This window comes from Pseudomonas sp. TMW22090 (genome assembly GCF_022496665.1).
Classification (GTDB): domain Bacteria; phylum Pseudomonadota; class Gammaproteobacteria; order Pseudomonadales; family Pseudomonadaceae; genus Aquipseudomonas; species Aquipseudomonas gregormendelii.
Map to the genome: position 1 here is coordinate 62,693 of NZ_SCFH01000005.1, position 25,300 is coordinate 87,992.

Below are 25,300 nucleotides of genomic sequence, written 5' to 3' on the forward strand. Positions count from 1 at the left end.
GGGTCTACCCATGAGCAATGCCGCTTTAGCTGTGAAACCCGATGTTCACGCGCTTGAAATCCATCCGGTGGCCGGCCGGATCGGTGCCGAGATACGTGGCGTGCAACTCTCCGGCGAACTGGACGCCAGCATCGTCAACGCTATTCAACAGGCGTTGGTGCAATACAAGGTGATCTTCTTTCGCGAGCAGTCGCATCTGGACGACCAGACTCAGGAAGCCTTTGCACACCTGCTCGGCGAGCCGGTGGCGCACCCGACCGTTCCAGTGCGCGACGGCACCCGTTTCTTGCTGGAACTGGACGGCGCGCAAGGCCAGCGCGCCAACTCGTGGCACACCGACGTGACCTTCGTCGAGGCCTACCCGAAGGCTTCGATCCTGCGCTCTGTGGTTGCCCCGGCATTCGGTGGCGATACGGTGTGGGCCAATACCGCAACGGCCTACAACGAACTCACGCCGCAGCTGCAAGAACTGGCCGACAAGCTGGTGGCTGTGCACAGCAACGAATATGACTACGCCGGCGCCAAGCCCGACGTGTCGGCAGAGAAGCTGGAGCGCTACCGCAAGATCTTCACCTCGACCGTCTACGAGACCGAGCACCCGGTGGTTCGGGTGCACCCGATCAGCGGCGAGAAGAGCCTGCTGCTGGGGCATTTCGTCAAGCGCATCAAAGGTTATTCGCAAGCAGATTCGGCGCACCTATTCGGGTTGTTGCAAAGCCACGTGATCCGCCAGGAAAACACGGTGCGCTGGCGGTGGACGGCCGGTGACGTGGCCATTTGGGACAACCGCTCCACCCAGCATTATGCGGTGGATGACTACGGCACACAGGACCGTGTGGTCCGTCGCGTGACATTGAAAGGAGAGGTGCCGGTTGGCGTGCAGGGCCAGCGCAGCCAAACGACCAAGGGGCCGGACATCGGCGGCGTCTGATCCGACGCCATCGCGAGCAGGCTCACGCCCACAGGATCTCGTGAACACGGGAGATTCCTTGTAGAAGTGAGCCTGCTCGCGATAGCGGCTTAACATTCAACCCGGATGCTTTTTACCAAACCCCGATCTGCACCATTTTCTCGGTCTCCGGCTCGCCATAACGAAACCTCTGCCCGCGCAGATCAATCTCCTGGTGACTGATGGTTGTCCTGCGTTTCAACCCTCGCACCCATTCGAACAAATACCCCGCATGCTCCTCGCGAACCGAGGCAAGCGCCGGGTCTGCGCCCAGGTCCCGCAACTCCTGCGGGTCATTGAGCAGGTCAAACAACTGCGGCCGAAAGCCGTCATACGCTAGGTATTTCCAGCGCTCGCTGCGGACCATGGTCATGCGGCAACGGTCGATCGGTTGCTCAAGTCGTTCTCGCGCCGGGGCCTGGAATGCATAGTCGTATTCGCTGATCGCAAAGCGGCGCCATTCAATTCCAATGCCCTGCAACAAGGGAATCAACGAGCGGCCTTCAAGCCGATGCTCTGCGCTCGGCAAGCCCAGTGCATCGAGAAACGTCGGCAACGCATCAATGGTTTCCACCAGGCGATCATCGACCGAGCCTCGCGTCACATCGGCCTTGGCTCGCGGGTCGCGAACGATCAGTGGGATGCCCACGGCAGGTTCCAGTAAAAACTCTTTTTCGCCCAGGTAATGGTCCCCGAGAAAATCGCCATGGTCACTGGTGAACACAATCAACGTGTCATCCCAGCGCCCGTTGCTTTGTAGAAAATCGAACAATCGGCCGAGCTGGTCATCGACCTGCCTGATCAGCCCCATGTACGTCGGAATGACATTCAGGCGCACCTCGTCACGAGAGAAATTCAGGCTCTCTTCATGCTGGCGAAACGCGTTGTACACCGGATGATCGCTCGCCTCCCCAGTGGCTGCGCGTACGGGCGCGATCACCTCGTCAGCGCCATACAACGCGTGATAAGGCGCCGGTGCGATGTATGGCCAGTGCGGTTTGATGTACGACAGGTGCAGGCACCACGGCTGCGCGCCTTGCTCGTTGATGAAGTCGATGGCGCGGTCGGTGGTGTAGACGGTTTCCGAATGCTGTTCGGGGACACGTGCCGGCAGGTGGGCGTTGCGCATTTTCCAGCCACTGAGGATTTCGCCGTGTGCACCTTCGCCAGCGTTGGCCCAGTCGTGCCAGGGGTTACGGCCTTCGTAGCCAAGGCCGCGCAGGTAATGGGTGTAAGGCGCCGAGTCGCGCTTGTCGTCAAACAACGGATCATCAGGGAAGATCCCGTCGTGACGAAAGTACGGCTCGAAGCCGACTTCATTCAGCGTTGCAGCTTGCTCGCCGGACGGGGCGATGGCCAGACGTTGCAAGGCGTCGACGTTAGGCGTGGCGTGGGTTTTGCCCACCAGCGCGGTGCGGATGCCGTGGGGGCGCAGGTAGTCGCCGATAGTCAGCTCTTCCAGCGGTAATGGCACGGCGTTCCAGGCCACTTGATGGCTGCTGACGTAACGCCCGGTGTAGGCCGACATCCGCGATGGTCCGCAGATCGTGCCTTGGGTGTAAGCCCGACTGAACCGCACGCCCGCGGCAGCCAGGCGGTCGATGTTGGGAGTGTGCAAATGCGGGTGGCCGTAGCATGAGAGGTAATCACGGCGCAGTTGGTCGCACATGATGTACAGCACGTTGTTTACGGTAGTTTGGGGGTTGGACATGGGTTCCACCGATCAGAAGACAGGTGGGGTTTTTCGCTGCTCGGACGGGGTCGAGGCAAGTGCATTTGGGGAATGGAGTTTATGCAGTGGCTGCAACGCTGGCCGGTCCACCGCCCTTGTTCGGTGTTTCAAACGGCAAGATTCTCCAGCGAATAGACGTCTTCATCCTGCTCATCAACCTCTTTGATCTGCGCGATCATCGCCTCTGCCAGCGGCGATAACCGATACCCCGCCCGGCTGACAATCCCATAGCGCGTGTACATCTCCTCCAGGTCATCAGCCAGCCCCTCGACCTTCAAACACACCAGCTCACCCTTGGCGTGATGCAGCGCATCAGCGTAGGCGCCGACAATACCGATGGCGTCTGAACGCATCACCACGCTCAGGAGGCTGTAGCTGTTTTCGCACTCCACATTCGGCGTGAAATCCGGGCGGCCGCTGAGGTCGACGATCACCTTGCGCAGGTTCGGCGGGCGGATAGTCACTGCCATCGGATAACTCATCAACTCGGTTGCACTGACGCTGTCGCGGCCCGCCAGTGGATGTCCGACGCGGCAGCAGAAATGCCATTTACGCGGGCGCAGGCGATGGGTCAGGTAAACCGGGTCGGCCTCGAATTGCCGGGTGTCAGCCACAAAAAATTCGAATTCCTCGCTCAACAGACGCTTGCTCAGGCTTTGCCAGTCATCCACCTGAAACTGCACGCGCGCTTTCGGATAGCGGCCAATGAAGCTGCCGATCGCCCTCGGTATCAGCCCCGCCGCCGGCGCCGGGCCGCAACCGAAACGTAGCTCGCCCGCTTCCAGCCCATTGAACTGGTTGATCTCGTTAGCCATCTGCTGCGCCCCGCTGACCAGGCGTCGTGCGTGCTCAAGCAGCACCTGCCCCTGCTTGGTCGGCGCCAGGTCCTTACGTCCGCGATCTACCAGCTGACACCCGACGCTGTGTTCCAGGGCCTGGATGCTGCGGCTGAACGCCGATTGCGAGAGGTTCACGGCCAGCGCGCCGGCGACAAAGCTGCGCTGATCCGCCAGAGCGATGAAGTGACGTAGTTGACGCAAGTCGATATGCATTTTTCACATAAAAAATATCGGGTAAATGCATTGGATATGCATTAGGCCGACTCCTTATAAAGGCTATCTCTTATGCAGTAAAAGTTTGTAAAAACATAAATAAATAACTTTAAAGAATATGCGTCGTTGAAATGTCATTGCGCATTTTTGACCAGGAGCCGCTTCATGAGTCCGTTGAACCTCGCTTCACCCCTTGCCCCCCGACGGCTCAAACGCCTGCCCCTGGCCTTGTTGCTGGCCGGGAGCGCCAGTTGGACCCAGGGTTATGCCGCCGCAACAGCGGACCCTGCACCGGCGCCTGCCAGTAAAGTCACGGCTGACGGTTCACAGCTGGAAACCGTGACCGTCACCACTCGACGCCGCGAAGAAAGTTCGCAGGACGTGCCGACGCCAATGAGTGTGGTCAGCGGCCAGGCGCTGGAGACGCAAAGGGTTTACCGGATCCAGGATTTGCAGCAACTGGTACCCAGCGTCAATGTCGCCTACATGCATGCGCGCCAGTCCAGCGTGTCGATTCGCGGGCTGGGCAACAACCCGGCCAGCGATGGCCTGGAAGGCAGTGTCGGCCTGTACATCGACAACGTTTACCTGGGACGACCGGGCATGGCGGTCTTCGACCTGATGGACATCGAGCAGCTCGAAGTATTGCGCGGTCCCCAGGGCACGCTGTTCGGCAAGAACACCACGGCCGGCGTCATCAACATCAGCACCCGCGCACCGACGTTCACACCAGAGCGCAGCATCGAGACGTCGGTGGGCGAGGACGGATACTTCCAGACCAAAGGCACGGTTTCCGGCCCCCTGAATGACCAGCTCGCCGGGCGGTTTTCCGCCTATCGCACCCGCAGCGATGGCGACATCAAAAACGAATTCGATGGACACGACTTGAACGGCGGGTCGCGCGAAGGCTTGCGTGGCCAGCTGCTGTTCAAACCCAATGAATCGTTCAACCTGCGCTGGATCGGTGACTACAACGAAGAAGATTCAAGCGCCGGCACGCGCGTGCTCTACAACACCGGCCCGACCATCAACGGCGTCAATGTCTATCAGGCGCGGGCCAACGCGGCCGGTGCCACACTGGTCAACGGCTCCCACCGCAAGGTCAACCTCGACAACGATCAGCACGTCACAGTGCATCAGGGCGGCACGTCAGTGGAGGCCAACTGGACCTTGCCGAGTGACTTCACGTTGACGTCCATCAGCTCCTATCGCTGGTGGAATTTCACCCCGCGTAACGACGACGGCCTGAACGTCGCGGCGACTTACAACGCCGGGGTTTCCGTGGAAGACAAACAGTACTCCCAGGAATTTCGCCTGGCCTCGCCCAAAGGCGAATTCTTCGATTACGTGCTCGGTGCGTATTACTTCGGCAACGACCTGGACAACAAAACCTTCGCCAATTACGGACCGCAAGCCGACATCTGGAACGGCACGCCAGCCGGTGCACTGGCCAACGTCAACAGCGTCGGTAATGGCCACATCAAGACCGACAGTTTTGCGCTGTTCGCCCAAGGCACCTGGCACCTGAGCGAACGCCTGGACTTCACCGCCGGCGTGCGTGGTACCTATGAGCAGAAAAATGCGTGGGTGACCCGTGACGCGCCAGAGGGCGGTGCGGCAGTGACAGGCGCTGCGGCAACGGCAAGACGCGGTCGCGCCGGGGCCTATGACTCGGGCGATTTGAACCAGTACAGCTCCAGCCCCTCGGGATTGTTGAACCTCAGCTATCGCTTCAACGACGACCTGCTGGGTTACGCCACGTTGTCCCACGGCGAGAAATCGGGGGGTGTGAACCTGGCAGTGGGCTCCGCTCCAACGGCGGGTGCCGACTCGTTGCTGATCGGTACCGAGCGCGCCAACAACGCCGAACTCGGTTTCAAAAGCACGCTGTGGGACCGACGCCTGCAACTCAATGCCAACGTGTTCTGGACCCAGGTCAATGCCTATCAGACCAACGCCTACGACGCCGATAACCGCGTTCAGTACCTGACCAATGCCGGTTCCGTGCGCTCGCGCGGCGTTGAAGTCGAAAGCACACTGATCCCCGTGCGCGGCCTTACCCTGAACATCAACGGATCGTACAACGATGTCAGTTACCTCTCCTACAAAGATGCGCCGTGCCCGCCTGAAGTCAGCCTGGCACCCGGCGCCCCTGCGTCTTGCGACCTCACGGGACACCAGGTTGTCGGCGCTTCGAAATGGATCGGCAACGCCAACGGCGAATACAAATGGAACCTGAGTAACGGCTTTGAAGAGTACGTCACCGCCAGCTATGCCTTCCGCTCCAAAGCGGTGGGCACGGTGGAAGACTCTGACTACGGCCAGATCCCAAGCTACGCCGTGGTCAACCTGTCTACCGGCCTGCGCGGCGACTTCAAGCAAGGCCAGTGGGATGTCTCGCTGTGGCTGAAAAACGCCTTTGATAAAACCTATTACTCCACCCTCTGGACCGGCGGCAACGGCGGTTATGAAGGCCTGCTCGGCACGCCTCAGACTTTAGGTGTGACCGGCCGTTATGACTTCTGATAACCCGGCAGACCAGCGCCAGTCGCTGATCAATGCTGGAAAAAGGCGCCAAAAACCATGCTTGCAGGGAATGTTTTTAATGCCTGAAAAGCATGGCGAGCCTGCCCGTCGACGGGAGTCCTTGCAGAACAAGGCCTACAGGCCATCGAAGATTTCGCATATTCGTTTTCGGTCTATCCATAACTTTAAAGATTACTTTAAGAGATAAGCGTCTAGCCCAATGATTCACCCATCGATACGTCGCACGGGGGATGTCGGGTCCGGCCTATCGGGTTATTCGCAAAGAGACCGCAGGAGTAAAGCAATGGGTAATGTCCAGACCGCCGCCAGTGCACAAGAGGTGCTGTGGCGCCAGGGTCCAGGTGGCGAGTTGGTCGACCTCGGCCGGGTACATCGCGTGCCTTTGGGGCAGCAGCGTTTGCAGCGCGCCCCAAGGGGCATCCTCAGCCGCCGGGAAACGATTTTGCTGGGGGTGCTGGCACTGCTCGTGCACGGTGCAGTGATCTATTGGGTCAACCAGCAGCCGACCGCCGTGTTGCCGGTGGTGCCGCCGGAAATTCCGCCGATGACCATCGAGTTTTCGCAACCGGCACCGCCCGTGGTCGAGCCGCCACCACCACCGCCACCTGTTCAAGAGGTGGTCGAGCCACCCCCGCCGGTTGAAGACGAACTGGCAGTGAAACCGCCACCACCGAAACCGATTCCCAAGCCGAAACCGGTCGCCAAACCGATTCCGAAGCCGGTGCCCAAAGCGGTTCAACAACCACCAGCGCCGCCACAGCCGGCCGCGCCTGTTGCGGCCCCGGCGCCCCCCGCTCCCCCTGCGCCAGCACCCGTGACGCCGGCATCGGCCAACGCCGGGTACCTGAAAAACCCGGCGCCGGAATACCCCTCGCTGGCTCAGCGGCGCGGTTGGGAAGGCACGGTGTTGTTACGGGTCCATGTGCTCGCCAGCGGCAAGCCGGGTGAGATCCAGATCCAGAAAAGCAGCGGTCGCGAGGCCCTCGATGAGGCGGCCCTGAGCGCCGTGAAACGCTGGAGTTTCGTGCCCGCCAAGCAGGGTGATGTCGCCCAGGATGGCTGGGTCAGTGTGCCCATCGATTTCAAGATTCATTAAACAGAAACCTATTTCACGCGAAACGTTTACACGAGGAATTCATCATGACGTTATTGGCATCTCCACTTGAGTCCATCGAAAGCGCGGTGATCTGGCTGCTGGTGGTTTTTTCCGTGGCCACCTGGGGCCTGGCCTTGCTCAAGGGCGTGCAGTTTGGCCGCCTGAAAGCGCAGGATCGCAAGTTCCACAAGCAGTTCTGGGCGGCGTCGAGCCTTGATTCAGCGGCGGAGTTGGCCGAGACCCAGCCAGGCGCTGCGGCGCGGGTGGCTCAGGCCGGCTACGCGGCGATCCAGGTCGGTGAAGCGCCACACGCGGCGGATCTGAGCCAGGCGATCAACCATCAGGATCGCCTCGAGCGGGCCCTGCGTCAGCAGATCGTGCGTGAGCGCCGCTCGCTGGAAACCGGGCTGGCAGTGGTGGCAAGTATTGGCAGTACGTCGCCGTTCATTGGTTTGTTCGGCACGGTGTGGGGGATCATGGAAGCGTTGAAAGGCATCAGCGCGGCAGGCTCGGCCAGCCTCGAAACCGTGGCAGGGCCGATTGGCGCGGCACTGGTTGCGACCGGTGTGGGGATCGCCGTCGCGGTGCCGGCAGTACTGGTTTACAACTACTTTTTGCGGCGCCTGAAACTGACGGCGGCGGACCTGGACGACTTCGCCCATGACTTCTACAGCCTGGCGCAAAAGAGTTCGTTCCGTGTGCTGGTCCACCCGACGGCGCACAAGGCTGCTGCGCCGGGCAACGCGCAAAAAGTGAAGGAGGCGTCCTGATATGGCCTTCTCCACGCAAGACAGTGATGAGGTGCTGAGCGAGATCAACGTCACACCGCTGGTAGACGTCATGCTGGTGTTGCTGGTGGTGTTTATCGTCACCGCACCGCTGCTGACTAACGCCATTCCGATCAACCTGCCCAAGACCGAAGCCGTGGCGCCGGTAGAGCAGAAAGATCCACTGGTGGTGAGCATCGATGGCGCCGGCAAGCTGTTTATCAATAAGGATGAAATCCAGCCTGATTTGCTGGAGTTCAACCTAAAGTCGGCCAAGGCCAAGGACCCCGAGGTGCGCGTGCAATTGCAGGCGGATGACGGGGTGAATTACGGCGAAGTGGCGCGGGCGATGGCATCGATTGAACGGGCAGGTATTACCAAGCTATCGGTGATCACCGCTCGCTAACAGATTCAAGTTTTCCGGGGCCGTCTCCTTGGCAGGGTGCGGCCCCTTTTTTTGCCTGAAAAAACACCTCGCAGGAGCTGCCGCAGGCTGCGATTTTTTTGTCTTTTACAAACAAGATCAAAAGAGCGCAGCCTGCGGCAGCTCCTACGGTGTTATTCGATAGTGATCTTAATAAATAGCTTCTTATTCCTTAACGGATATAACTCTACTCCCTATACTCGTTCAGGAACAGACACGCAGCAGGAGAGTTCCCCCATGCGCAACGAATCAATTCGCTACCTGATTGTGCCGGGCTGGCAAGGATCGCCAGATGATCATTGGCAGAGCCACTGGCAGAACAGTTTGCCGAACAGCGCACGGGTGGAGCAGGCCGACTGGCTGACGCCCCGTCGTGAGGACTGGGTCGCGGCGCTGGCCGAGGCGATTGCTGCGGACAGTACGCCGGTTATCCTGATTGCTCACAGCCTGGGCTGCATCACGGTCGCCCATTGGGCGGCTGCCGCGCCCGTGCAGTTTTTGCGTCAGGTGCGCGGCGCGTTGCTCGTCGCTCCGGCAGACGTGGAGCGTCCGGCCTGCGTGCCCGCCTTGCGCAACTTCGCACCGATTCCGACCGACCTGCTGCCGTTTCCGAGTCAGGTCGTCAGCTCCGACAACGACAGTGCCGTCAGTGCCCCGCGAGCGCTGGAACTGGCGCGTAACTGGGGCGCCGAGGCGGGGATCCTGGCGGGGGCAGGGCACATCAATGTGAAGTCCGGCCACCAGCGCTGGGAGCAGGGTTTTGCCTACCTGTATCGCCTGCAGAACCGTATGGAACATCACGCCCTGCGTCGCGCCTGATTTTTCCTCTTTTTTAACGCCCCCGCCCTACGGCGGTTTTGGGCGGGAGTCTGCCATGAGTTTTGAAGCCTTCGGTCAGCCGCTGCTGACCTTCCCCGACGCAGAAAAAAGCCCACTGAGTATCCGCGCCAAGGCGCTGGTGTTTGTCGATCCACGCTCGCGGCAGTTGCGCCAAGAGCTCGAGCAATTGGCGCCGCGTGCGATTTGCGTGCTGATTCGTGGCGAGACCGGTAGCGGCAAGGAGCTGCTGGCGCGGCACATCCATCGCGCCAGCGATCGCAGCGGGCTTTTCGTGTCGGTCAATTGCGGTGCAATCAGCCCGACCTATGCGGATGCCGAATTGTTCGGTTACGCCGCCGGCAGCTACACCGGGGCAGCGAGCAGCCGCGCGGGCTGGTTTGGGTCGGCGAACGGCGGCACCTTGTACCTGGATGAGATCGGCGACCTGCCGCTGCCTATTCAGATCAAATTGCTGGCGGCCCTGGAAAATCATGAGGTCACCCGCGTGGGCGCTCATCAGCCAAGCCCGGTGGACGTGCGATTGGTGGCCGCCACCAGCATTGACCTGGCGCAAGCCGTAGCTGCCGGGAAATTCCACGAACGTTTGTATCACTACCTCAGCGAAGGCCAGCTGGAGCTACCGGCGTTACGTGATCGAGTGGGCGATATTCTGTCATTGTCCGAATACTTCCTCGGCATCTATAGCCAGCGCCTGGACTTGCCGGTGCCGTTGATCAGCGAGGCGGCGCAGCAAGTGCTGGAGCAGCACAGTTGGCCGGGCAATACCCGGGAGCTGGAGAACGTTATTCATTTTGCGTTGCTGGTCAGTACGGGCGACGAGATTCTGCCGGAGCATTTGAATTTGCCGACGGTGCCGAGTGCGCTTGAGCAAATTGAACGGCAGCTCAGGCATGTTCTCGCAAAGGGTTCCGATAACGAGAAGGCTGCCTTGAAGCTATTGCTCCAGCAAAGCGTGCTCCTACAGAAAAGTGCGTGATTTCCTGTATGAACAAAATGGAATATCAAAGTGAATAAAAGATATTGTTAAGGAATAAAAAATCCCGGTATTGTCCGCGTCACGTCAGCGATAGCACTTCACTGGCACTCGTACTCTATAGCCGTCGTCGATGACGATCGCGATTTTCGATAAGGACACTGCATGAAAAAGGTTCTGTTGTTCACCGCATTGGCGGCTGCCCTGACCGCGGGCCTGGCCCAGGCCGGCGAAAAACTGGTAGTGGCGGCGACTCCGGTTCCACACGCCGAGATTCTGGAACTGATCAAGCCGACCCTCGCCAAAGAAGGCGTGGACCTGGAAATCAAGGTCTTCACCGACTACGTTCAACCCAACGTACAAGTCGATCAGAAGCGTCTGGACGCCAACTACTTCCAGACCCTGCCGTACCTGAACAGCTTCAACGAAGGCAAAGGCACTAACCTGGTGACCGTGATCGGCGTGCACGTCGAACCGTTCGGTGGCTACTCCAAGAAGGTCAAAAGCCTGGCTGAACTGAAAGACGGCGCGACCATCGCTATCCCGAACGAAGGCAGCAACAGCGGCCGTGCCCTGATCCTGCTGCAGAAGGCTGGCCTGATCGAGTTGAAAGACCCGAAAAACGCTCTGGCCACCCCGAAGGACATTGCCAAGAACCCGCATAACTTCAAGTTCAAGGAACTCGAATCGGCCATGCTGCCGCGGGTTCTGGATCAGGTCGATCTGGACATGATCAACACCAACTACGCGCTGGAAGCCGGCCTGAACCCGGCTAAAGACGCCTTGGTCATCGAAGGTGCCGATTCGCCTTACGTGAACTTCCTGGTGGCCCGTCCGGACAACAAGGACAGCGTTGCCATTCAGAAGCTGGCCAAGGCGTTGACCAGTCCCGAAGTGAAAGCTTTCATTGCGAAGAAATACAGCGGCGCGGTACTGCCTGCGTTCTGATTTGTCCGCTAACCGCATTACGGTTGCAAACGCCGACGGCTGATAGAGCGTCGGCGTTTTTTTATGCCCCCGAAAAGCATCTCTGACAGGTGTCAGCCATTGGATTTGAGTGCGGGAATGGACATCGGGCCTTCAACCCGGTGCTGATGCGGTTCAACAGCCCGGCGCGGCAGTAGCATAATCGGTTTATTTGACGCCCATCAGAGGCACCCTTGGAACCCTGTTCTAAGCTCACAGTCGTATCGACATTCGCACGCCCGTACTACGCAAAGGAGTCTGCATGGCTGGTCCTGGAATAAAACTGGTGGTTGGGCTGAGCCTGTTGGCTTTGCTGACTGCCTGCGGTGACGAAAAACCGGTCGAGAAGGACCGCCCGCGGGTGTTCGTGCAAGAGGTCAAACCGGCGGATTACGCGGCCTCGGTGACCCTGACGGGGGATGTCCAGGCACGGGTGCAGACCGAACTTTCGTTTCGGGTCGGCGGCAAGATCATCCAGCGCATGGTCGATGTCGGGGACCGCGTGACGGCCAGGCAAGTGTTGGCCAAGCTGGACCCCAAGGACCTGCAGACCAATGTCGACTCGGCGCAGGCCCAGGTCACCGCCGAACAGGCGCGGGTCAAACAGACTGCTGCGGCGTTCGTGCGCCAGCAAAAGCTCCTGCCCAAGGGTTACACCAGCCAAAGCGAATACGATTCGGCCCAAGCCGCCTTACGCAGCAGCCAGAGCGCGTTGACGGCCGCCCAGGCTCAGTTGGCCAATGCGCGTGAACAACTGAGCTACACCTCGTTGATCGCTGACGCACCCGGCGTGATTACTGCGCGCCAGGCTGAAGTCGGCCAGGTGGTGCAGGCCACGGTGCCGATTTTCAGCCTGGCCCGGGATGGCGAGCGCGATGCGGTGTTCAACGTCTATGAATCGCTGCTGACCGAAGCCCCGGAAGACAAGACGGTGGTCGTCAGCCTGCTGGACAACCCGGCAATCAAGACCACCGGCACCGTTCGCGAAGTCACGCCTGCGGTCTCTGCACAAACCGGCACCGTACAGGTCAAGGTCACGCTTCATGATTTGCCTGATGGCATGCAATTGGGTTCTGTGGTGAGTGCCACGGCCAAGACCCCGGGCAAGTCTGCCGTGGTGCTGCCGTGGTCGGCGCTGACCAAAAACATCAGCGAGCCTGCAGTGTGGCGAGTGGACGGTGAGGGCAAGGCGCAACTGCACACGGTCACTGTCGGCCGATACCTGACCGGTAAAGTCATCATCAGCGACGGCTTGAATGCGGGCGACAAAGTCATCATCGCCGGCGGGCAATTGTTGCACCCTGGGGTAAAAGTGGAAATCGCCGAGAACACCTACAAGGATCTGGAAGTGGGGAACCAGCCATGAAGCGCCTGTTGCTGGTAATGGCCGGGGTCATGTTGGCAGCCTGCTCGAAGAAAGAGCCACCGCCGGAGCCGGTGCGCCCGGTGTTGTCGATCAAGGTCCAGGCGCTCAACGAGGAAACCCTCGGTCGCTTCGCCGGCAGTATCCAGGCGCGCTACGAGAGTAACGTCGGGTTCCGCGTGCCCGGGCGCATCGCCAGCCGTAATGTGGATGTCGGCGCCGAAGTCGAGAAAGGCGCTTTGCTCGCCACGCTCGACCCCACGGATCAGCAGAACCAGTTGCGCGCTGCCCAGGGTGATCTGGCGAAGATCCAGGCCCAGCTCATCAACGCCCAGGCCAATGCCCGGCGCCAGCAGGAGCTGTTCAATCGCGGCGTCGGCGCGCAGGCTCAGCTGGACATTGCCCAGACCGATCTGAAAACCACCCAGGCGTCCCTTGATCAAGCCAAGGCCGCCGTCAATCAGGCCAAGGACCAACTCGGCTACGTCGAGCTGCGCACCGATCACAGGGCCATCGTCACCGCGTGGAATGCCGAAGCAGGCCAGGTCGTCACCGCAGGTCAGCAAGTGGTCACACTGGCCCAACCGGATATCAAGGAGGCAGTGATTGACCTGCCGGACACCCTGGTCGACCAGTTGCCACCGGACGTGGTGTTCCAGGTGGCCTCGCAGCTGGACCCGAGTATCACCAGCACCGCCATCGTTCGCGAAATCGAACCTCAGGCGCAGAGCGCAACCCGCACCCGGCGCGCGCGCCTGACCCTGGCGGATTCACCCCCTGGCTTTCGCCTGGGCACGGCCATCAGCGTGACGCTCAGTTCGGCGATCAAGCCGCGTATCGAATTGCCGGTCACCGCCTTGCAGGAAGTCGATGGCAAGACGCGAATCTGGGTGATCGATGCACAAAGCCAAACCGTTTCCCCGCGAGACGTCAATGTGATCAGCCGTACGGACGACTCGGTGGTGCTGGCCGATGGCGTGAAATCTGGTGAGCGTGTGGTCAGTGCCGGCGTGAACAGCCTGAAACCCGGGCAAAAAGTGAAAATCGACGAGGAAAGCCCACAATGAAAGGGAGTTTCAATTTATCCGAATGGGCCCTCAAGCATCAGTCGTTTGTCTGGTATCTGATGTTCGTCGCGCTGCTGATGGGCGTGTTCTCCTACATGAACCTGGGCCGCGAGGAAGACCCCTCGTTCACCATCAAGACCATGGTCATCCAGACCAACTGGCCGGGTGCGACCCAGGAGGAAACCCTCAAGCAGGTCACTGACCGCATCGAGAAAAAACTCGAAGAGCTTGATTCCCTCGACTACGTCAAAAGCTACACCCGGCCCGGCGAATCCACGGTGTTCGTCTACCTGCGCGACACCACCAGTGCCAAAGACATCCCGGAAATCTGGTACCAGGTGCGCAAAAAGATCAACGACATCCGCGGTGATTTTCCGCAGGGTATTCAAGGGCCGGGATTCAACGACGAGTTCGGTGATGTGTTCGGCTCGGTGTACGCCTTCACCTCTGATGGTTTGTCGCTGCGCCAGCTGCGCGATTACGTCGAGCAGGTCCGCGCGCAGATCCGCGACGTGCCGGGGTTGGGCAAGGTCGAAATGGTGGGCGAGCAGGACGAAGTGATTTACCTGAACTTCTCCACGCGCAAACTCGCGGCCCTGGGCATCGATCAGCGCCAGGTGGTGCAGAGCCTGCAATCACAGAACGCGGTGACGCCTGCCGGTGTGATCGAGGCAGGCCCTGAGCGGATTTCGGTGCGCACGTCCGGCCAGTTCGCTTCGGAAAAAGACCTGGCGGACGTCAATCTCAAGCTCAACGATCGTTTCTATCGCCTGGCTGACATCGCGGACATAAGCCGCGGCTACGTCGACCCGGCGACGCCCGAATTCCGTTTTAATGGCCAGACCGCCATCGGCCTGGCCATCGCCATGAAGAAGGGTGGCAACATCCAGGAGTTTGGCAAGGCCCTGCATCAACGCATGGAAGAACTGACCGCTGACCTGCCGGTCGGCGTGGGCGTTCACAGCGTCTCCGACCAGGCCGAAGTGGTGGAAAAAGCCGTCGGCGGCTTCACCAGCGCATTGTTCGAGGCGGTGGTCATCGTGCTGATCGTCAGCTTCATCAGCCTCGGCGTGCGTGCCGGGCTGGTGGTGGCGTGTTCGATTCCGCTGGTGCTGGCGATGGTCTTCGTCTTCATGGAGTACAGCGGTATCACCATGCAGCGGATCTCCCTGGGCGCCTTGATCATCGCCCTTGGCCTGCTGGTGGACGACGCCATGATCACGGTGGAGATGATGGTCACGCGCCTGGAGATGGGCGAAACCAAGGAGCAGGCGGCGACCTTCGCCTATACCTCCACGGCCTTCCCGATGCTCACCGGTACGCTGGTAACCGTAGCCGGCTTCGTCCCGATCGGCCTCAACGCAAGTTCGGCGGGCGAGTACACCTTCACGCTGTTTGCGGTGATCGCGGTGGCGATGCTGGTGTCATGGGTGGTGGCGGTACTGTTTGCCCCGGTGATCGGCGTGCATATTCTCAGTGCCAATGTGAAGCCGCACAACGCCGAACCCGGCCGTATCGGGCGGGCGTTCAATGGCGGCATGTTGTGGGCCATGCGCAATCGCTGGTGGGCGATCGGCATCACCATTGCGCTGTTCGCGGCGTCGGTGTTCTGCATGCAATTCGTGCAGAACCAGTTCTTCCCGTCCTCGGACCGTCCGGAAATTCTCGTCGACCTGAACCTGCCGCAAAACGCTTCCATCGCCGAAACCCGCAAGGCGGTGAACAAGCTCGAAGAAACGCTCAAGGGCGACCCGGATATCGTGCGCTGGAGCACCTATATCGGCGAAGGTGCGATCCGTTTCTACCTGCCCCTCGACCAGCAATTGCAGAACCCGTACTACGCGCAACTGGTCATCGTCAGCAAGGGCCTGGAGTCGCGCGAGGCCCTGAGCCAGCGCTTGCGTGAACGCCTGCGCAAGGATTTCGTCGGCATCGGCAGCTACGTCCAGGCCCTGGAAATGGGCCCGCCGGTCGGGCGGCCGATCCAGTACCGGGTCAGCGGCAAGGACATCGATCAAGTGCGCAAGCATGCGATCGCGCTGGCCACCGAGCTGGACAAGAATTCGCACATTGGCGAGATCATTTACGACTGGAACGAGCCGGGTAAAGTCCTGCGCATCGACATCGCCCAGGACAAGGCACGGCAGCTGGGGCTGTCCTCGGAAGACGTGGCCAACCTGATGAACAGCATCGTAGTGGGCGCCCCCGTGACCCAGGTAGATGACGATATCTATCTGATCAACGTGGTGGGACGCGCAGTGGACGCCGAACGCGGCACGCCGGAGACCCTGCAGAACCTGCAGATCGTGACGTCCAGTGGTACGTCGATTCCGCTGCTGTCGTTCGCCACCGTGCGCTATGAACTTGAGCAGCCGCTGGTGTGGCGTCGCGATCGCAAGCCGACCATCACCATCAAGGCGGCGGTGCGGGACGAGATTCAGCCCACCGACCTGGTCAAGCAACTCAAGCCGGCCATCGAGCAGTTCGCCTCGACATTGCCGGTCGGCTACAAGGTCGCCACCGGTGGTACGGTCGAGGAAAGCGGCAAGGCCCAGGGCCCGATCGCCAAGGTCGTGCCGCTGATGCTGTTCCTGATGGCGACGTTCCTGATGATCCAGTTGCACAGCGTGCAGAAGCTGTTCCTGGTGGCCAGCGTCGCGCCGCTCGGATTGATCGGCGTGGTACTGGCGCTGATCCCCACCGGCACGCCCATGGGTTTCGTGGCGATCCTGGGGATTCTTGCGCTGATCGGTATCATCATCCGTAACTCGGTGATCCTGGTGACGCAGATCGAGGCTTTTGAGAAAGACGGCTACTCGCCGTGGGACTCGGTCGTGCAAGCCACGGAGCATCGGCGCCGGCCGATTCTGCTCACGGCAGCGGCAGCGAGCCTGGGGATGATCCCGATTGCCCGGGAAGTATTCTGGGGGCCCATGGCCTACGCGATGATTGGCGGGATCATCATTGCGACCTTGCTGACGCTGCTGTTTTTGCCGGCACTGTATGTGGCCTGGTACAAGATTCGCGAGCCGAAACCGGAAGCGCAGTAAAGCGAGCGCTCCGCGCTCATCGCGGGCAAGCCCGCTCCCACAGGTATCAGGGAGGATCACAATTTGTGGTCCTGCCTTAATGCACAGGTATCAGGGAGGATCACAATTTGTGGTCCTGCCTTAATACACAGGTATCAGGGAGGATCACATTTTGTGGTCCGACCTTAATCACTGTGGGAGCGGGCTTGCCCGCGATGGCGTCCTGCCAGATTACCCGGGCTTACGCCACACACTCGCCAACCACGGCTGCTGCTCCTGCGGCAGCCCTGCCGGGCGATAGTAATGCTCCAACTCCACAAACCCCGCCTCGGCCAGCAATTGCTGCCACGCCTGCCAGTCGTGATAGGCCCCATACCGCGGCCCGTTCCAACCTTCCTCGTTCTGCCCGCGAGGATTTGAGCTGAACAACACACCACCTGGCTTCAACGCCCCGCGCAACTCCTTCAGCACCCTCGGCAGCTCCTGGCGCGGGATGTGAAACAGCACGGCATTGGCAAAAATCCCGTCAAAGCGTTCACCGGGCAAATCCAGCTTCAGAAAGTCCTGCTGCCAGACCTCACAGCCACTGTCTGCACGGGCCATCTGCGCGAACTGCTCCGAGCCGTCCAGGCCCACAGCCGTGTGGCCCATGCGGGAAAACGTCTGCAGATCGCGCCCCGGGCCACAGCCGAAATCGAGAATGTCGAAAGGCGCGCTACCCTGGATATGCCGCAGCAGAGCGTCGATATTCTGGCTGACATCATGATCGCGAGTGCCTTCGCGAAACCCCTCGGCCACCGAGTTGTAATGGCCCAGGGTGGAGGCGGTGATTTTTTCCAGGTCGTCAGGGGTCTGCTTCATGGTGGGCTGCGCGGCAATGGGAATGCGCCAAATATACGCCATCAGGCTGGTGGCTGCCGCGCAGCCATTCGCGAGCAAGCCGCATTCCCTGTAGGAGCGAGCGTGCTCGCGAAGGCGGCCTCAAGCAAAACCCGTCAAGTCAGTCTTTCGCCTGATTCATCCCCAGACAATCAATCGACCGGTCAACCATCGCCTTGGCGATCTCCAGCAAATGCCAAATCGAATACACCATGGCTCGGTCGGCACCCTTGAGGTGGTCGCCACACTGATAGGCCGTGACCGATGCGCACCGCAACAAATCGGCGATGTAGAGCTGGGTGTCTTCAAAGCTTACATCGTTGCTGACGTTGTAGAACCTGAGCTCATCGGGAGCCGACGGTTGTTCGCCGGCCAGGTAGAAATCGATGGCACGGTAGAGTGCGGAGCGGTCTCTTTGGAGGTCATCGTTCCTGGTTGCATTGGAGGGTGGATCGGGGACAGGCTTTTTCATTGTTAAACTCCAGGTGGTGGTAGGAGCCAACCGATTTCGCGACTAAACGAGAAGGGGTGGCGGCTGCACGCAGGTTAGTCGACCGGTCACCTGGAACCCCGGCGCACCCGAGGGTGCCCTGCGCACAGCCACCATAAAGTTCAGGCGATAAAAAACACCTGAGAGAGGTAGCGCTGTACGCCAAGTGATATCCGGGCGACTAAACCCGGTCACTGATGAGCAGTGACGGGCCGAGATTAGACACGGAAATCAGTAGGCGCAAGCGGGCGAAATAATCTAGGAAATTTCCTGCAAAGGGAAGGGAACATGCGTGTAGGAACGCTGATTTTTCTGTCAGAAAACTTCCCGGTTTGTAGCGTTTTTCCGATCGCCAGGATCGCAGCCTTCGGCAGCTCCTACAGGAGCGTGGTGATCCGCACATCCTCGGTGAACATCTATCCCTGTAGGAGCTGCCGCAGGCTCGGGCCGCGATCGGACGATCTTTTGATCTTGATTCAGCGCTTGTTCAACCCCCGCGCCAGGCGATCCCCGCCCAGCTGGATAATCGCCACCAAGACCACCAGCAGCACGATCACCGTCAACATGATCTGGCTGTCAAACCGCTGATAGCCGTACCGATACGCGATGTCACCCAGCCCACCGGCACCAATCGCGCCGGCCATTGCCGATGAGTTGATCATGGTGACCAGGGTGATGGTGAACCCGCCGACAATCCCCGGCAGCGCTTCAGGCAACAGCACGTGCCAGACAATGTGCCAGCGCCGGCAGCCCATCGCTTGCGCCGCTTCGATCAGCCCATGATCCACCTCGCGCAGGCTGACCTCGGCAATGCGCGCAAAGAATGGCGTGGCGGCAATCGTCAGGGGCACTACGGCCGCCCAGACACCGTAGGTGGTGCCGACGATCAGCCGGGTGAATGGAATCAGGGCCACCATCAGAATCAGGAACGGGATCGAGCGAAACAGGTTCACGAACGCGCCCAATGCACGGTTGAGCGCCGGCGCTTCGTAGATGCCGCCCTTGGCGCTGGTGACCAGAATGACCGCCAGCGGAATGCCCGCCAGCAGCGCGATCAATGACGAGACACCCACCATCAGGAAGGTGTCGATAAAGCCTTGCAGCAAGCGATCAAACCACATAGCCAAGCACCTCTACCTGTTGCGCCCATTGCCCGGCGCGTTGGCGCAGTTGCTGAGCGCCCAGAGACGAGCCTGACACCGCCAGCAGCAGTTGCCCCAGGGCATGTCCCTGAATCCGTTCCACACCACCTTGCAGCAGGCGCACGCGACCGCCGAGTGCGCTGAACAGCGCAGCCAGGTCGGGCTCGTCGGTGGCGCTGCCGGTGAACTGCAGACGCAGCACCACCGCTGCATCCGGCGATGGTGGTTGCGGCTGCAAACGGCTTTGCAGTTCCTGCGGCAAGGTGTGTTGCAGCGGCGCAAGCAGGGTCTTGCTGACTTCGTGCTGCGGGTTGCCAAACACTTCCCAGACCGGGCCCTGCTCGACGATGTGTCCATGCTCCAGCACCACGACGCGGTCGCAGATGTCGCGGATCACCGCCATCTCGTGGGTGATCAGCACGATGGTCAGGCCCAGGCGCTGATTGATCTCGCGCAGCAGGCCGAGGATCGATTGGGTGGTCTCCGGGTCCAGTGCCGAGGTGGCTTCGTCGCACAGCAGAATCTGCGGGTCGTGCACCAGGGCCCGGGCGATGCCGACTCGCTGTTTCTGCCCGCCGGACAACTGTGCCGGGTAGGCCTTGTGCTTGCCTTCCAGGCCGACCAGCTCCAGCAGTTCGTGCACTTTGCGCTCGCGTTTTTCCTTCGGTACACCCGCCACTTTCAGCGGCAACTCGACGTTCTGCCACACCGTCTTGGCGGACATCAGGTTGAAATGCTGGAAGATCATGCCGATGCGTCGCCGCAGCGCCACCAGGCGGTCTTCATCGAACTCGCCGATGTCGACCTGATCAATCAGCACCCGCCCGCTACTCGGTTGTTCGAGGCGGTTGATGGTGCGGATCAGCGACGATTTGCCGGCGCCGCTGCGGCCGATGATGCCGAATACTTCGCCGCGCTGGATCGCCAGGTCGATGCCGTGCAGGGCCGCCACCGGACCCTGCTGGCCATTGTAGGTTTTGCCCAGGCCAACGAAGCGCACGTGGGCGCGGTTCAATTCCGGGTGCAGTTGGGCTTGTTGCGCATTACGTTGCTCTGGAATATCCAGTCGCAGCTGGGTGGCAGCGCTCATTCTCAGCTTTCCCAGCCAGCTTGATAGAGCTTGCCGTGGGCCTGGTCCAGGGCGGCGCGAACGGCTGGCGAATGCTGGTAGATGTCGACGAACTTGATCAGGCGCGGGTCGGTTTTGCTCTTGGGCTGGATCACGAACTGGATCACGTATTCCTTGTGATCAAGGCCGTCGAACAGCAGGGCAGAGCCAGCATCAAAAGTCTTGGACAGGCGGATGTAGGCCGGGTAGCCCTGTACCAGGTCGGCGTCATCGTATGCGCGTACCAGTTGCACCGCTTCGACCTGGAGAATCTTGATTTTCTTCGGGTTGGCGACGATGTCTTCTTCGGTGGCCTTGTAGCCGACACCCTGCTTGAGGGTGATCAGGCCGGCCTTGGCCAACAGCTGCAGGCCGCGGCCGCTGTTGATCGGGTCGTTGGCGATCGCGACGGTGGCGCCTTCTGGCAGCTCATCGAAGCTTTTGTATTTTTTCGAGTAGAGACCGACGTTGTTGATGATTCCTGGCGCGAACGGCACCAGGTCAAACCCTGCGGCGGCCTTGGCGTTTTCCAGGAAAGGGATGTGCTGGAAGTAGTTCACGTCGATGTCGCCGGCGGCGAGGCTGACGTTGGGGGCGATCCAGTCGCTGAATTCGACGAGTTCGACTTTCAGGCCCTGCTTGTTGGCTTCTTCGACAGCGGCTTCCAGGGGAATGGCAAAGGCGGCGGTGGTACCGATTTTCAGTGGGGCGTCAGCGGCGAAGGTCACCGAGCTGAAGAGGCCGAGGGCCAGGGCCAGTACTTTGACTGGGTGAGAGATGAGCTTTTTGGTCATGATGGTTTTTCCAGTCAGTGCATGAATTTGGGCGTTTGTGCGAATGTCATCGCGAGCAAGGCTTGCCCGCGATGCTCTTAGCGGCGGAACTCGGCGCCGATGTGTTGCGCTGGCAAATGCGCCTGTGCGTGGAACAGCTTCTCCCGCAGGCTGCCGTCGTCGTAAGCGGTCTTGTACGACCCTCGACGCTGCAACTCCGGGATCACCAGCTCGATGAAATCCACATAGCTTTCCGGTGTGACGATGCGCGTCAGGTTGAAGCCGTCGAGACCGGTCTCGGCGATCCACGATTCGAGTTCATCGGCCACTTGCTCCGGCGAACCGACCACGGTGATGTAGCGGCCACCGAGGGCGTGTTGTTCGAGCAACTTGCGTCGGGTCCAGTCATTGTTCTGCAGGTTTTTGGTCGCTGACTGGATGGCGTTGCTCTTTACGTACTGGATCGGCTCATCGATTTCGTATTCGGCAAAATCGATCCCGGTAGACGCCGAGAAGTGCGCCACGCCGGCTTCCGCGCTGGCGTAGCTCAGGTACTCGGCATGCTTGTTCCAGGCAAGTTCTTCGGTGGCGCCGACGATCACGTTCAACCCCATGAACACCTTGATGTCCTCGGGCTTGCGTCCGGCCTCGACGGCACTGGCGCGCACCTTGTCCACCTGGGCCCTGGTCGACGGTTTGTTGTGGCCGCTGATGAACACGCACTCGGCGTGACGCCCGGCAAACAGCAGCCCGCGATCCGAGCTGCCAGCCTGGAACAGCACCGGCGTGCGTTGCGGTGAGGGTTCGCAGAGGTGATAACCCTCGACCTGATAGAACTCGCCCTTGTGCTCGACCTTGTGCACTTTGTCTGGTTGCGCATAGACGCGTTGCACGGGGTCGTTCACCACTGCACCGTCCTCCCAGCTGCCTTCCCAGAGCTTGTAGAGCACTTGCAGGTACTCATCAGCCTGGTCGTAGCGCCGGTCGTGTTCGACCTGTTCGCGCAAGCCCATGGCTTTGGCCGCGCTGTCGAGATAACCGGTGACGATGTTCCAGCCAACCCGGCCTCGGCTCAGGTGGTCGAGCGTGGACATGCGCCGGGCGAACAGGTACGGCGGCTCATAAGTGAGGTTTGCCGTCAGGCCGAAACCAAGATTGCGGGTGACGGCGGCCATGGCCGAAACCAGCAGCAGGGGATCGTTGACGGGCAGCTGGATTGATTCTTTGAGCGGCACGTCCACCGAATTCTGGTAGACGTCATACACCCCGACGATGTCGGCGATGAACAAGCCATCGAACAGGCCGCGCTCGAGCAGTTGCGCCAGTTCGGTCCAGTATTCGATGGTTTTATATTCGGTGGAGTTGTCCCGTGGATGGGTCCACAGCCCGTGATTGATGTGCCCGATGCAGTTCATGTTGAATGCATTGAGCAGGATCTTCTTCTTAGCAACGGTCATCAGATGGTCCCCCGTAGTGGTGGGTTTTCATCGTTGAGGTAGTAGTTGCCCACGGCGTGGTATTTCCAGCGCACCGGGTCGTGCAGGGTATGTACCCGGGCGTTGCGCCAGTGGCGATCCAGGCCATGTTCGATCAGGGTCGCCTGGCTGCCTGCCAATTCGAACAGTGTGCTGCCCGCCGCGAGAGAGATTTCGGTGCTGATGGCGCGGGCTTCGGCGACGGCAATCGAGGCTGCCGCGACGGTTGCGGCCTGGGTGTCGACCTGGGCCTTGTCGAGGTATTCGCCGGCGCGTTCCAGCAGCGCTTCGGCTGCGTGCAGGCGAATGCTCAAGTGGCCGAAGCTTTTGATGGTCAGCGGGTCTTCAGTGGCCTTTTCGTGGGTGGCGTCAATCCATGGCCGGGTCTTGGTGCGCACGAAGTGCAGCGCATCTTCGTAGGCGGCGCGGGCGATACCGGTGTCGATGGCCGCGTGGAGAATCTGCGCCAGGGGGCCGACTGGCGTTGGCCGCTCGAAAGCGCTTTGAAACGGGATCACGTCCTCGGCCGCGACGAACACATCTTCGAATACTACTGAGCCGCTGCCGGTGGTGCGCTGGCCGAACCCGCTCCAGTCGTCGATCACCGTCAGGCCTTTGCTGTTGCGCGGCACGAACGCCAGTTGCTGCACCCCATGCTCATCCACCACCGAAGTGGGGATGCGCTGGGCATAGATTGCGCCGGTGGCGTAGAACTTGCGACCGTTGATGCGATAGCCGTCGCCCTCTCTGGTGAGGCGAGTGACGCGGTCGTGGGCGGTTTTGGTGCCCAGTTCGGCGAGCGCATTGCCGAAGCGCTGGCCGGCCAATACTTCGGTGTACAGGCGTTTTTTCTGCTCTTCACTGCCGTTTACACGCAGCACTTCGAGGGCGTAGAAATGGTTTTGCGGAATTTGCCCCAGGGAGCCATCTGCCTGGGCGATCAGAGCGATGACCTTGGCCAATGTGACGTTGGACACGCCGGCGCCGCCATATTCTTTAGGCACGCTGATGCCCCAGAGGCCCGAGCGCGAAAACACTTCAAGTTCCGGGTGTGGCAAACGGCGTTCGCGGTCGCGCAGGGCGCTGTCGCGTTTGAAATCATCGGCCAGGTCACTGGCGACGACCAAGGCTTGCTCATCGCTGGTTATGACCGCGACGTGGTGAGAAAGAGGCATGTGCTTCTCCAGAGATCTGGTCAAAAGTGTTCCGGGGGTCAAATCCAGGAATGACGAGCCGGCAGGGTGCCGTTCAAGTGGTAAGTGCCGACCGCGTGATATTTCCAGCGCACCGGATCGTGCAGCGTGTGCACCCGCGCATTACGCCAGTGGCGGTCGAGATTGAATTCGGCGAGGGTGGCGCGACTGCCAGCCAGTTCGAAGAGTTTTTCACTGGCCTGTAACGAGATCTCGGTGGTCAGCACTTTGGCTTCGGCCACGGCTATCGAGGCTCGGGCCGCAGACTCGGCAGTCAGCGGCGTGGCGCTGACCTGATCAAGGACCTTGCCGGCTTTGCGCAACAGCGCTTCGGCTGCGTGCAGTTCGATTTTCAGCTTGCCGATGTCGGCGATCACATAGAGGTCGTCGCTGGCTCGTTCGACCTGGGCATCGATCCATGGCCGGGCACGGGTTTTCACGAACTCGATGGCGTCGTCGATGGCGCCCCGGGCGATACCGGCGTCAATCGCTGCCTGAATCAACTGCGAGACGGCGCCCTGGATATTGGGCGTGTCATTGATCTTCCAGTTATCCACGACCAGTTCAGGTTCAACCTGCACGTTGTTCAGCAGAATGGTGCCGCTGGCGGTAGTGCGCTGGCCAAAACCCGACCAGTCATCAACGATGCGCAAACCCGGCGTGCCGCGACGAACGAAGGCCAGGACTTGCTTGCCGTCGTCGTTGAGCGCCTTGACCGCTACCCAATGGGCGAACAGCGCGCCGGTTGAGTAGAATTTCTGCCCGTTGATCACGAAATCGTCGCCGCTCTGGGTGATTCGCGCCTTGAGTTCCAGAGTGTTTTTGGTGCCGCGCTCGGGACCGGCATTACCGATCCGCCAGCCTTGAAGCACGCTGGTGAACAACTGCTTTTTTTGCGCATCGGTGGCGCTGCCGAGCAGTAGATGAAGGATGCCGAACTGGTTCTGCGGGATTTGACCCAATGCCGGGTCGGCCGCGGAAATAATCGCGAACACCTCGGCCAGGGTCACGAAGGAAACCTGCGGGCCGCCGTATTCGCGGGGAATGGAAATACTGCCCAGGCCGCTACGGGTGAACTGTTCGATTTCCGACCAGGGCAGCTTGCGCTGCTGGTCGCGCCTGGCTGCTTGCAGGCGCGCGACCTGCGCGAGTTCACGAGCGGCCTTGATGGCTTGCGCATCGTTGCGCAGCACCTGTGCTGGCAATAACAACGGGGCGATATCCAGATCACTCTGGACGAGTGCATCTGCCAGACTGGACATCAGTGCCACTCCTTGGCTGCACGCAATGCCCTGGCGTTCTGCACTGGGGTGATTGTGTTCCGGACCATACCTACCTCACATCTTTATGGAAACGCCGCGCGAAATGGCGGCGAACGAAATCAAGAATGTCCGGTGGTCCGGTGCATATACCGTAAACGTGTATAAATAATAAA

Annotated in this window: 21 protein-coding genes; 11 read left to right on the plus strand and 10 right to left on the minus strand. The window is 60.4% G+C overall.

Annotation, left to right across the window (positions count from 1 at the left end; genetic code table 11):
- Positions 1-10 precede the first annotated feature (10 nt).
- Complete coding sequence (locus EQV97_RS15440) at positions 11-931, plus strand: TauD/TfdA family dioxygenase (protein ID WP_225571038.1); 921 nt, start codon at positions 11-13, stop codon at positions 929-931.
- A gap of 112 nt (positions 932-1,043) precedes the next feature.
- Here the strand turns inward: EQV97_RS15440 and EQV97_RS15445 are convergent, their stop codons facing one another.
- Both EQV97_RS15445 and EQV97_RS15450 read right to left on the minus strand, forming a co-directional pair.
- Positions 1,044-2,660 (minus strand): alkaline phosphatase family protein, encoded by a 1,617-nt coding sequence (locus EQV97_RS15445; RefSeq protein ID WP_240889202.1) that lies wholly within the window; start codon positions 2,658-2,660, stop codon positions 1,044-1,046.
- A 128-nt stretch (positions 2,661-2,788) separates the two neighbouring features.
- On the minus strand, positions 2,789-3,733 hold the full coding sequence (locus tag EQV97_RS15450) for a LysR family transcriptional regulator (RefSeq protein WP_201148516.1): 945 nt from the start codon (positions 3,731-3,733) through the stop codon (positions 2,789-2,791).
- A gap of 165 nt (positions 3,734-3,898) precedes the next feature.
- Here EQV97_RS15450 and EQV97_RS15455 point away from each other — a divergent pair, with 165 nt between their 5' ends.
- The 10 genes from EQV97_RS15455 to EQV97_RS15500 all read left to right on the plus strand — a co-directional run bounded on the left by EQV97_RS15455 (position 3,899) and on the right by EQV97_RS15500 (position 16,826).
- The gene (locus EQV97_RS15455) at positions 3,899-6,259 is read left to right on the plus strand and encodes a TonB-dependent receptor (RefSeq protein WP_240889203.1); all 2,361 of its coding nucleotides are present in this window, start codon (positions 3,899-3,901) and stop codon (positions 6,257-6,259) included.
- 304 nt (positions 6,260-6,563) lie between these two features.
- Entirely contained in the window at positions 6,564-7,376 is an 813-nt protein-coding gene (locus tag EQV97_RS15460) for an energy transducer TonB (protein WP_225569222.1), read from the plus strand.
- 44 nt (positions 7,377-7,420) lie between these two features.
- Positions 7,421-8,146: a MotA/TolQ/ExbB proton channel family protein gene (locus EQV97_RS15465; protein WP_205893928.1), complete on the plus strand. Its 726-nt coding sequence runs from the start codon at positions 7,421-7,423 to the stop codon at positions 8,144-8,146.
- Position 8,147: 1 nt separating this feature from the next.
- Positions 8,148-8,549 carry a biopolymer transporter ExbD gene (locus EQV97_RS15470; protein ID WP_003220570.1) on the plus strand — a complete coding sequence of 134 codons (402 nt, stop codon included), beginning with the start codon at positions 8,148-8,150 and terminating at the stop codon, positions 8,547-8,549.
- A 255-nt stretch (positions 8,550-8,804) separates the two neighbouring features.
- Positions 8,805-9,386: an alpha/beta hydrolase gene (locus EQV97_RS15475; RefSeq protein WP_122840775.1), complete on the plus strand. Its 582-nt coding sequence runs from the start codon at positions 8,805-8,807 to the stop codon at positions 9,384-9,386.
- A 55-nt stretch (positions 9,387-9,441) separates the two neighbouring features.
- Positions 9,442-10,383, plus strand: coding sequence for a sigma 54-interacting transcriptional regulator (locus tag EQV97_RS15480; RefSeq protein ID WP_240889204.1), 942 nt, complete (start codon positions 9,442-9,444; stop codon positions 10,381-10,383).
- A 162-nt stretch (positions 10,384-10,545) separates the two neighbouring features.
- Entirely contained in the window at positions 10,546-11,328 is a 783-nt protein-coding gene (locus EQV97_RS15485; protein ID WP_045061290.1) for a MetQ/NlpA family ABC transporter substrate-binding protein, read from the plus strand.
- A 280-nt stretch (positions 11,329-11,608) separates the two neighbouring features.
- Complete coding sequence (locus EQV97_RS15490) at positions 11,609-12,712, plus strand: efflux RND transporter periplasmic adaptor subunit (protein ID WP_201148537.1); 1,104 nt, start codon at positions 11,609-11,611, stop codon at positions 12,710-12,712.
- Positions 12,709-13,776, plus strand: coding sequence for an efflux RND transporter periplasmic adaptor subunit (locus EQV97_RS15495; RefSeq protein ID WP_201148536.1), 1,068 nt, complete (start codon positions 12,709-12,711; stop codon positions 13,774-13,776). The genes EQV97_RS15490 and EQV97_RS15495 overlap by 4 nt, the downstream gene beginning before the upstream one ends.
- Positions 13,773-16,826, plus strand: a complete 3,054-nt coding sequence (locus tag EQV97_RS15500) for an efflux RND transporter permease subunit (RefSeq protein ID WP_225569224.1) — start codon at positions 13,773-13,775, stop codon at positions 16,824-16,826. The genes EQV97_RS15495 and EQV97_RS15500 overlap by 4 nt, the downstream gene beginning before the upstream one ends.
- A 210-nt stretch (positions 16,827-17,036) precedes the next feature.
- Here EQV97_RS15500 and EQV97_RS15505 read toward each other — a convergent pair whose 3' ends face one another.
- From EQV97_RS15505 to EQV97_RS15540, 8 genes are all read right to left on the minus strand, one after another.
- A complete protein-coding gene (locus EQV97_RS15505; protein WP_240889205.1) occupies positions 17,037-17,666 on the minus strand; it encodes a class I SAM-dependent methyltransferase in 630 nt (209 codons plus the stop codon).
- Positions 17,667-17,805: 139 nt separating this feature from the next.
- The gene (locus EQV97_RS15510; protein ID WP_122840770.1) at positions 17,806-18,156 is read right to left on the minus strand and encodes a hypothetical protein; all 351 of its coding nucleotides are present in this window, start codon (positions 18,154-18,156) and stop codon (positions 17,806-17,808) included.
- 494 nt (positions 18,157-18,650) lie between these two features.
- Entirely contained in the window at positions 18,651-19,295 is a 645-nt protein-coding gene (locus EQV97_RS15515; protein ID WP_045061295.1) for a methionine ABC transporter permease, read from the minus strand.
- Complete coding sequence (locus EQV97_RS15520) at positions 19,285-20,406, minus strand: ATP-binding cassette domain-containing protein (RefSeq protein ID WP_240889206.1); 1,122 nt, start codon at positions 20,404-20,406, stop codon at positions 19,285-19,287. The genes EQV97_RS15515 and EQV97_RS15520 overlap by 11 nt, the downstream gene beginning before the upstream one ends.
- A 2-nt stretch (positions 20,407-20,408) precedes the next feature.
- Complete coding sequence (locus EQV97_RS15525) at positions 20,409-21,218, minus strand: MetQ/NlpA family ABC transporter substrate-binding protein (RefSeq protein ID WP_122840767.1); 810 nt, start codon at positions 21,216-21,218, stop codon at positions 20,409-20,411.
- Positions 21,219-21,295: 77 nt separating this feature from the next.
- Positions 21,296-22,654 (minus strand): LLM class flavin-dependent oxidoreductase, encoded by a 1,359-nt coding sequence (locus EQV97_RS15530; protein ID WP_240889207.1) that lies wholly within the window; start codon positions 22,652-22,654, stop codon positions 21,296-21,298.
- The gene (locus EQV97_RS15535) at positions 22,654-23,847 is read right to left on the minus strand and encodes an SfnB family sulfur acquisition oxidoreductase (protein ID WP_240889208.1); all 1,194 of its coding nucleotides are present in this window, start codon (positions 23,845-23,847) and stop codon (positions 22,654-22,656) included. The genes EQV97_RS15530 and EQV97_RS15535 overlap by 1 nt, the downstream gene beginning before the upstream one ends.
- A 38-nt stretch (positions 23,848-23,885) precedes the next feature.
- Entirely contained in the window at positions 23,886-25,127 is a 1,242-nt protein-coding gene (locus EQV97_RS15540; RefSeq protein ID WP_240889209.1) for an SfnB family sulfur acquisition oxidoreductase, read from the minus strand.
- Positions 25,128-25,300 lie beyond the last annotated feature (173 nt).